Here is a 9,857-nt window from a genome sequence, read left to right as displayed (position 1 = left end):
CGCGTTCCAGGGCCCTTCGCGGCCCGACCCCTAGCAGTAGCCGACCACAAACTCAAGACGCCACGCCGTACCTACTTTGACGTCGCCCTGCCATGACATGGACGGATCAGCCACGACCCATGATCCTCCACGTCCAACCACCAGGACCAAGCAACGAGCCCAACGTACCTCCTCAATACAAACCCCAAAGTCAGCGGGCTACGGCCGCCCACCCTGAATGGACACGTCCCATGCTCCTGGCGGACGGCATCGGGCCTCTCCCCGRCAAGGCATACCCGTCGTACGCCCTGGCTGGTACGGAGRGTTATCGCACGACGACCTCAAACGTGTTCTAAGGGGACGGCGTTCAAGGTGGAACCAGAACTTTGATCTAGTCTGCTACCTGCGCAAACAGTGGTCGCATGATGAAACATTCATCCCGGGTATCCGAGCAGGGGACGAGATATTTACCGGTGTGGCCCGGCGAGTCAGTGGCAGAGCGTGAGGCCCTCGACAAACCTGGCAATTTGGACGGTTGTTTTTAGGCAAACTCCACGGCGAAGGATTGCGAGGACAAAGCTTGCGAGGCGCGGGGTATCGGTGCTAGCGTGAGGTCCGTCTCATGGGCATCGTTCTGTCTTTTCAGATCTTCTTGAGGGGGGTTCCGTGAGGGGCCATCCAGAAGGCCGCCATAAAGATCTTCGCTGGGGGCTTCGAACTATGGTGATCTAGACGTCCATTATTCGTTCCTCCTTACGTTTCCTCGATTYCCGCTCTCACCTTCGGCCCGCCCGTGAGACAGCACGGATTTTTACTGCCGGCCGTCACCCACATTCTTTGTCGACTGTAGGTGCCCACCCTAGTGGGATTAATACTCATGTGTAATCAAATTCGTTGTTGTTTGGTAATCTTTTGCTCTTCGGCAAGGTTCATGAAAACGCTCAAGATCAACCAGGCGGCGTCATCTGGGTGACCACGTTGAGCGGCCGAAGTTGGTGTGGACACCGGTCCCGAGCCCGGATGGCGTTCCGGGCCAAGCCTGGTCGATCCCCACCCGTTCGGCCCGGGTGCCCACCGGGCCGGTGGACCTTCGGCCCTCCTGCCGGGAAGCCCGCCGGAGCGCCTTTCGCCTGGCCTTCGTCACGAGGGAATCTTTCGGCTCAAGCCTCGCGGATAGTTCTCATCCATCCACGCCACAGTTACCCGTAAATTTATCCCTTGGAACTCTTCAGGAAGGAAGAGCACGTGATTTCTGAAAACGGGACGGAAGGGCGCGGAGGCGATGGCTGGTCCTATCTGAGAAAACTGCTGAACGAACTACAGAACACCACCGTTGAGCTACTACCGATAAATTCACTCACCACCTCCGAGTCGCTTCGCGTGGCCGGCGAGGTCGGGCATCATGTCAAGATACTGGCCGAGACGGAAGCCGTGTTGCCGCCGATCATCGTGCATCGGGGATCGATGAGGGTGGTCGATGGAATACACCGGCTACGGGCCGCCGCGATTCGTGGTGAGGAAGATATCAGGGTGCAGTTCTTTGATGGCAACGTCGAAGACGCTTTTCTCCTGGCGGTCGCCGCAAACGTCACGCACGGYCTGCCGCTCACGATGGCGGATCGGGTGGCCGCTGCGAAGCGTATTRTCGCGTGCCGTCCGCAGTGGTCGGACAGAGCTGTGGCCTCGGTAGTCGGAGTTTCCGCGAAAAAAATCTCGGAAATCCGCCAGAGCCTGGYCGAAAGTGTCCCTCAGTTCACGAGCAGGATTGGTATGGATGGGCGTACGAGGCCGTTGAGCTTTGTGGAGGGCAGGGAGCGGGCCAGCGAACTGATCAAAGCAAATCCCGCCGCCTCTCTTCGGCAGATCGCAAGGGAAGYCGGAATCTCTCCGACTACGGTGGCRGACGTAAAGAATCGAGTTCTCCGGGGAGCAAGCCCGGTCCCCGTAAAGCAGCGGAACGTCGACACGGTGGACCTCAGGCGACGCATGGCGATGCGTAAAAGCCTCAGCTCGGGACGAAAAGAGAGGAGATCGCTGGATGAACTTTTCTCTCTCTTTGATGTTCTGCGGAAGGATCCGTCACTGAGGTACAACGAGGTAGGAAGGATGGTGCTTCACGTCCTGAGCTACTGCACGGTCACGGCTCGGGAGAAAAAAAAGATCATCGAAAACGTTCCACCCCACTGTAGGGAAGCTATCGCCGATCTCTTCTCTGGGTATGCTGATATATGGTGCCTGCTCGCGGAGGAACTCCGGGACGGCGAGCATCGTGTCTCCTCGGAGGCAGAGTAGCGAAAGAGTGGATGTAGCGCCTCGATTTTTTGATACGGGGGCGATTTCGAAGGTTTGAGCCCGTCCATCAGCCGGCGTCGTCGGGAGGAGCCGGCGGAATACCGCCGGTTGTACGCCGCGGTCTGCCGCAGATGCCCGAGCGGCAAGGATGGCCAGCCGCTGTTCAAGTGCCGAGATCGCGCGGTTGGACGATAGGAGAGGACTCACGGCGCCACGGCTGAGCGGACTGGACTCCCACCAGCACCCCCACCAGGGGGCTGGCCACCATCCTGGTGGACACCGGGATTCACCGGCGTTGATCGCGCTGAATATGGGGCTCGCCGCGGCGGCAGGGAACCGTTCACCATGCTCGTTCTCATGGCGCTGATCACGATGTTCATCGCCGGCTGATACTGGTGGCGCCGAGTCGCGGGGAACCAGCCGTACTGGCTGTATCAGCCGCGCAGGAGGCGGCGGAGCCGTTGTCGGAAGAATGTCCTTGACATTTATTTGAGAAAATTCGAAACTAGATTGAAAATTTGGTCAAGCGGGCTTAAAGGGCTCGGAAAAAATGGTGGGAGATGGCCGTGACAGATTCTGCGGAATTTGATGTGGTGGTCGTTGGCGGYGGACCCGCCGGCTCCACACTGGCCGCGCTGGTGGCCATGCAGGGGCATCGAGTCCTTGTCCTGGAGAAGGAGCACTTTCCGCGCTACCAGATCGGCGAGTCGCTGCTACCATCCACTATCCACGGGGTCTGCCGGCTGACCGGCGCCGCCGACGAACTGGCCAAAGCCGGCTTCCCGCTCAAGCGCGGCGGTACCTTCAGATGGGGGGCCACCCCGGAGCCGTGGACGTTCGCCTTCTCGGTGTCGTCGCGGATGGCTGGGCCGACCTCATTCGCCTATCAGGTTGAACGGTCGAAATTCGACGAGATTCTACTGCGGAACGCCCGCCGGGTCGGCGCCGAGGTACACGAGGGCTGCTCGGCCACCGACGTCATCGAGGACGGCGACCGGGTCGTCGGCATCCGCTACACCGACGACGGCGGCAACCGGCGTGAGGCGCGGGCCTCCTTCGTGGTCGACGCCACCGGCAACAAAAGCCGCATCTACCATCGGGTTGGTGRCACCCGGCAGTACTCGGAGTTCTTTCGCAGCCTGGCCCTGTTCGGCTACTTCGAGGGCGGCCGGCGGATGCCCGAGCCCAACCGGAACAACATCCTGTGTGTGGCCTTCGACAGCGGCTGGTTCTGGTACATCCCACTGAGCGACACGCTGACCAGCGTCGGCGCGGTCGTACGGTCGGAAATGGCGGAGAAGGTCCAGGGTGACTCCGAGCAGGCCATGAAGGCGCTCATTGAGGAGTGCCCGATGATTTCGGATTACCTCGCGCCGGCCAGGCGGGTCACCACCGGGCAGTACGGCCAGCTCCGGGTACGCAAGGACTACTCCTATCATCAGACGACTTTCTGGCGTCCCGGGATGGTTTTGGTCGGCGACGCCGCGTGCTTTGTGGACCCGGTGTTCTCCTCCGGCGTGCACCTCGCGACCTACAGCGCGCTGCTCGCGGCCCGGTCCATCAACAGCGTCCTCGCCGAGATTGTGGACGAGAAGACCGCGATGCAGGAGTTCGAGGCCCGCTACCGCCGAGAGTACGGCGTGTTCTACGAGTTTCTGGTGTCGTTCTACGAGATGCATCACAGCGAGGACTCCTACTTCTGGCAGGCCAAGAAGGTCACCGGGAACAGCCAGCCCGAGCTGGAGGCATTCGTCGAGCTGATCGGCGGAGTGTCGTCGGGGGAATCCGCGCTGACCGACGCCGACGCCCTGGCCCTCCGGCTGCAGGCCAACACCGCCGACTTCACTACCGCRGTCGACGCGCTCGTGGCCAACAACAGCGAGAGCATGGTGCCGTTCATGAAGTCGCAGGTGATCCGCGGGGTCATGCACGAGGGCTCGCAGATGCAGATGCGCGCGCTGCTCGGTGAGGACGCCGAGCCGGAGACCCCGCTGTTCCCCGGCGGTCTGGTCTCGTCGGCTGACGGCATGTTCTGGCTGCCCACCGACGCTTAGGCCGGCCGTACCGGTCGCGTCCAAAAGCAACCGGCCCACACATGGTCCACCATGTGTGGGCCGGTTGTCTGTGTGGGCCGGTTGGTTCTGTGGATGTCAGCCCAGTAAGATGGCGCCGCTGGTGCGTGCCAGTTCTACGGCCTTGTGCCAGTTCCACGGCCCGGCTCCGTGCCGGGTCGGGCAACCACATCGGCCGCGTGCCGTCAGCCACCGTGGGTATAACCCGGGTGAAGAGAAGATGCAGAGTACCCGGAATCGGATTCGAACCGATATTCGGGGCTCTTTCAGGAGGTCCGTTTCCGTCGCTKGGCCACGGAGCGCTCCCGTGAACGATTATATCGCTCTAACCGTTCTTGCCGACTGTCGAAAAGGCATCCGATGGCGCTGGCGGAAAATTGCTGGACGCCATTGTTGTGAGTCTGGATCCGAGCGACGCTGCGGGGTATGACTGTGCGAGCGATCCGCGGTGCCACGCAGGTCGGGGCGAACGCGCGAGAGGACATCTTCGAGGCGACGGTCGAGCTGGTCACCGAGATGCTMATCCGCAACGGGCTGGTGACCGACGACGTGATCAGTGTGCTGTTCACCGCGACCTCGGATCTGGACGCCGAGTTCCCCGCGCTGGCCGCCAGGAAGGCTGGTTTTCACACGGTACCGATGAWCTGCGCCAGCGAGATCGGTGTGCCCGGGGCGCTGCCGCGCGTCGTACGGCTGATGGCGCATGTGGAGGTCGACGGGGCGCGCCCGCCGATCAGGCATGTGTATCTGCGCGGCGCGAGCGCGCTGCGCCCTGATCTGGCGCAGTGATCTCGGAGGCTGGGATGACCGCGTTGACGCTCGGCGACTACGAGAACCTGGCCCGCGCCCGGCTGGACCGTCTGGTCTGGGACTTCTGCGCGGGCGGCGCCGGGGAGGAACGGACGCTCACGGCTAACATGGCGGCATTCGACGACGTCCGGCTGCGGCCAACCGTGCTGCGCGGCGCGTCCGACCCCGACATCGCCACCAGGATCTTCGGTGACCGGTGGGCGGYGCCGCTGGCTGTCGCCCCGATGGCCTTCCACACGCTGGCTCACCCAGATGGGGAACTGGCCACGGTGCGGGCCGCCACCTCGGTCGGGATGCCCGTCGTCGTCTCCACCATGGCCGGGCGCCGCTTCGAGGAGCTGGTCTCGGCCGCAGGCTCCCCGCTGTGGCTCCAGGTGTACTGCTTCCGTGACCGCTTCCGGACGCAGCGGCTGATCGAACACGGGGAGCGGGCGGGCATGAATGCGCTGGTCCTCACCGTTGACGCGCCCCGGCTTGGCCGCCGGCTGCGCGACGTGCGCAACGACTTCCGGCTGCCTCCGGGTATCATGCCGGTCAACCTCGACGGGGATGGCTTCTCCTCGCCCGCCGCGCACGCCAGCGCCGAGCTCGACCCGACCCTGGACTGGTCGGTGATCGACTGGCTGCGGTCGATCAGCTCGTTGCCGCTGCTGGTCAAGGGCATCCTGACGGCCTCGGACGCGGAACGGGCGGTACGTGCGGGGGYGGACGGCATCGTGGTCTCCAACCACGGGGGCCGCCAGCTTGACGGTGTCCCCGCGACMTTCGAGGTACTCCCGGAGATCGTGGCGGCGGTGGCGGGCAGTTGCCCGGTCMTGGTCGATGGTGGCATCCGGCGGGGCCGGGACGTGCTGGCCTGCCTGGCGGTGGGGGYCGCCGCGGTGCTCGTGGGTCGGCCAGTCCTCCATGGCCTGGCGGTCGGCGGGCAGGAAGGCGCAGCTCATGTGCTGGGCATTCTCATCGAGGAACTCACCGACGCGATGACCCTCACCGGCACACCTTCGCTGGCCGACATCCATCCCGGCCTCATTGGGCACTGATACGGCTCACCGTGAGTTTTCGGCAGTTGGACAGTGGTTGCCGCAAACTCCRCTAGGTACGGTTGAACCGATACCGCGGCCACTACTTCGGGTCCCGTGTTTAGGAGGTCGGTGATGACGCTCGGAGCTCCGGGCCCCATGATGATCCGCGGGGTGGGTGGTGACCGACCGATTACCCGGCAGCAGATCAGGCCGGGTACAATGCGCCGGATCCTGCCTTATGCCAAGCCTTATCGGTGGCGCCTGGTGCTGCTGCTGGCAGCCGGGTCACTCGAGGCCGCGAGTATTGCGGCCAATCCACTGCTACTCAAGTTCCTCATCGACGACGGCATTTTGAAGGAGAACACCAGGCTGGTCGTCGTAGTCGCCTCGGTCGTCGCGGCACTCGCCCTTCTGGATGCCTTTCTGGGAATCGCTCAGCGGATGCTCTCCGCGCGATTTGGCGAGCAGATAATCTATGATCTGCGGACCCGGGTCTTCGCCCACGTGCAGCGGCAGCCGATCGCCTTCTTCACTCGGGCGCAGACCGGCTCGCTGGTCAGCCGGCTGAACACCGACGTGATCGAGGCGCAGCAGGCGATGTCGCAGTTGCYGACTGTGTTGGTGTCCAGCGCGCTGTCGCTGGTCCTGGTGATAGTCACGATGTTCTACCTGTCATGGGTCGTGACGATAGTCGTGCTCGCGCTCGTCCCGTGCTTCATGCTGCCGGCCCGGGTCGTCGGCCGCAGGCTGCAGCGGTATGCCCGGGAGGGCATGCAGCTCAATGCCGAGATGAGCACGATGATGAACGAGCGCTTCAACGTGGCGGGCGCGATCCTCGTCAAGCTTTACGGCGAGCCCGAGACCGAGAGCAGGCAGTTCGAGGACCGGGCGGCGCGGGTCCGCGATATCAACGTGCGGACCGCCGTCTATGGGCGGGTGTTTTTCGTCGCGATGACGATGGTGGCCTCGCTCGCCACCGCGGCGGTCTATGGCATCGGCGGTGTTCTGGTCATCCACGACGACTTCCAGCTCGGCACCCTTGCCGCCTTCGCGGTCCTGCTCAACCGGCTGTACGGCCCGATCAACCAGCTCTCCAACATCCAGCTCAACGTGCTGACCGCGCTGGTGAGCTTCGACCGGGTCTTCGAGGTGCTCGACCTGCGGCCGCTCGTCGCCGAACGCCCCGGCGCGATCGCGCTGCCGTCCGCCTCGTCGGCCGCGCCGGAGATCGAGTTCGACGAGGTGTCGTTCCGCTACCMAACCGCCGACGAGGTGTCACTCGCCTCGCTCGAATCGATCGCGCTGCCGTCCGCCGAGCGCACCGGGAGCACCGCGATGGTGCTGGATCGGATCAGCTTCCGGGCTCCGGCGGGAAAGCTCACCGCGCTGGTCGGCCACTCGGGCGCCGGGAAGAGCACGATCACCCATCTGGTCTCCCGGTTGTATGACCCGATCGCTGGGACAGTCTGGATCAATGGTCACGACCTGCGGGACCTCACGCTGAAATCACTGCGTGACACGGTCGGGGTGGTGACCCAGGACGCGCACATGTTCCACGACACCATCGGGCGGAACCTGGCGTATGCCAAGCCTGACGCGACCGACGAGGAGATCGTGCGGGCGTGCCAGGRCGCGCAGATCTGGAATCTGATCTCCGCGCTGCCGCACGGCCTGGACACCGTCGTCGGGGATCGCGGCTACCGGCTGTCCGGCGGTGAGAAGCAGCGGCTGGCGCTGGCCCGGCTGCTGCTGAAGGCGCCGTCGATCGTGGTGCTCGACGAGGCCACCGCTCACCTGGACTCCGAGTCCGAAGCCGCCGTCCAACGGGCCCTGAAGAGCGCGCTGGCAGGCCGTACCTCTCTGGTGATCGCGCACCGGCTGTCGACCATCCGGGAGGCCGACCAGATCCTGGTGATCGACGCGGGCGGTGTCCGCGAGCAGGGCTCGCACGAAGATCTGCTGGCGGCGGGCGGGCTCTATGCGGAGTTGTACTTCACCCAGTTCGCCGGGCAGGCGACGGACTCGGTCGACGACAGGGTCGGCGCCTGACGTCCTTCTTGCTGACACCTTCGCGGAACTCGAGAGGAGAAGCACGGTGGCTCAGTTGGAGATAGAGGATCTGTGGCCGCTGTCGCCGTTGCAGGAAGGGCTTCTCTTCCACGCCCTGTATGACGAGCAGGGCTCCGACGTCTACGCGTTGCAGGCCGTACTGGACATCGAGGGTCCGCTCGACGCCGCGATCCTGCGGCAGTCCGGCCAGCGGCTGCTGGACCGGCATGCCAACCTGCGGGCCGGGTTCCGGCAGCCCGCGGCGCTGGACCAGCCGGTACAGGTGATTGCCAGGCAGGTGGAGCTGCCCTGGTCGGAGACGGACTTGTCGGGGCTGCCGGAAGCCACGGCACAGGCGCGGGCCGGCGAGGCGACGGCCGAGGAGCACGGCCGCCGGTTTGACCCGGCGGCGCCGCCGTTGCTGCGCTTCCTGCTGATCCGGTTCGGCGCGCGGCGGCATCGATTGGTGATCACCGTCCACCACATCCTGCTGGATGGCTGGTCGCTGTCGGTGCTGCTGCGTGAGCTGTTCGCCGTGTACCGGAGCGGTGGGCGACTGAACGGGCTGCCGCCGGTGAGGCCCTACCGGGATCACCTGGCCTGGCTGGGGCAGCAGGATCGGGAACAGGCCCGTACGGCGTGGCAGGAGGAGCTGGCCGGGGTCGACGGGCCGACACTCGTCGCTGCGGTCGATCCGGCGCAGGCCTCGCCGGAACCCGGTCGGGTGCGCTTCTCGGTGRGTGAGGAGCTGACGGCGGCGCTGCGCGGCCTGGCCCGCGGTCATGGGCTGACGTTGAACACCCTGATCCAGGGCGTATGGGCGATGCTGGTCAGCCGGTTGGCCGGGCGCTCGGATGTGGTGTTGGGGGCGATGGTGGCCGGCCGTCCGCCCGAGCTGCCCGGTGTGGAGGACATGCTGGGGCTGTTCGTCAACACGGTGCCGGTGCGGGTGTCGCTGGACCCGAACCAGCCGGTGACCTCGATGCTGGCGGCCCTGCAGGACCGGCAGTCGGCTCTGATCGCTCACCAGTACCTGGGGCTGGCCGAGATCCAGCGGYTGGCCGGTGCGGGGGCGACCTTCGACACGCTGTTCGCCTACGAGAGCTACCCCTCCGATTCGCCCGGGCGGGCTCCGGGCGAGGACGGTCTCAAGATCAGTCAGGCGGTGGGCGGGCTTGAGGCGACTCACTACCCGCTCAGCCTCACCGTGCTGCCCGACGAGCGGCTCGGCTTCCGCATGACGCACCGGCCGGACGTCTTCTCGCGTGAGGCGGCCGAAGGCTTCGCCCGGTCGCTGGTGGAGCTGCTGGAGGCTGTGGCGGCGGATCCGGGGGTGTTGGTGGGTCGGGTGCCGGTGTTGGGTGCGGCTGAGTGGGTGCGGGTGGTGGAGGAGTGGAATGACACTGGGGTTGGGGTTGGGGTGGGGACGTTGCCGGGGGTGTTTGGGGGGTGGGTGGCTGCGGGGCGGGATGTGGTGGCGGTGGTGTCGGGGGGTGTGCGGGTGACGTATGGGGAGTTGGAGGTGGCGGCGAATCGGGTGGCGCGGGATTTGGTGGCGGCTGGGGTGCGGTCTGGTGATCGGGTTGGGGTGGTGATGGAGCGGTCGGTGGAGTTGGTGGCGGTGTTGGTGGGG

At 65.1% G+C, this 9,857-nt stretch carries 6 protein-coding genes; all 6 read left to right on the top strand.

The window, feature by feature from the left end:
• Positions 1-1,197: 1,197 nt before the first annotated feature.
• Complete coding sequence (locus tag CcI156_RS22980; RefSeq protein WP_139341582.1) at positions 1,198-2,271, top strand: ParB/RepB/Spo0J family partition protein; 1,074 nt, start codon at positions 1,198-1,200, stop codon at positions 2,269-2,271.
• Positions 2,272-2,831: 560 nt separating this feature from the next.
• Positions 2,832-4,325 carry a tryptophan 7-halogenase gene (locus CcI156_RS22975; RefSeq protein ID WP_076808170.1) on the top strand — a complete coding sequence of 498 codons (1,494 nt, stop codon included), beginning with the start codon at positions 2,832-2,834 and terminating at the stop codon, positions 4,323-4,325.
• A 444-nt stretch (positions 4,326-4,769) separates the two neighbouring features.
• Positions 4,770-5,132 carry a chorismate mutase gene (gene aroH / locus CcI156_RS22970; RefSeq protein ID WP_076808168.1) on the top strand — a complete coding sequence of 121 codons (363 nt, stop codon included), beginning with the start codon at positions 4,770-4,772 and terminating at the stop codon, positions 5,130-5,132.
• A gap of 14 nt (positions 5,133-5,146) precedes the next feature.
• Positions 5,147-6,193 (top strand): alpha-hydroxy acid oxidase, encoded by a 1,047-nt coding sequence (locus CcI156_RS22965; RefSeq protein ID WP_076808173.1) that lies wholly within the window; start codon positions 5,147-5,149, stop codon positions 6,191-6,193.
• 114 nt (positions 6,194-6,307) lie between these two features.
• Positions 6,308-8,224, top strand: coding sequence for an ABC transporter ATP-binding protein (locus CcI156_RS22960; RefSeq protein WP_076808166.1), 1,917 nt, complete (start codon positions 6,308-6,310; stop codon positions 8,222-8,224).
• Between the two features lie 46 nt (positions 8,225-8,270).
• The coding region (locus CcI156_RS22955) for a condensation domain-containing protein (RefSeq protein WP_139341581.1) at positions 8,271-9,857 on the top strand (1,587 nt) is incomplete at its 3' end.

This window comes from Frankia sp. CcI156 (assembly GCF_001983015.1).
Classification (GTDB): Bacteria; Actinomycetota; Actinomycetes; order Frankiales; family Frankiaceae; genus Frankia; species Frankia casuarinae.
Note: the sequence above shows the minus strand (reverse complement) of the source record. Positions and strands in the feature narration are given on the sequence as shown.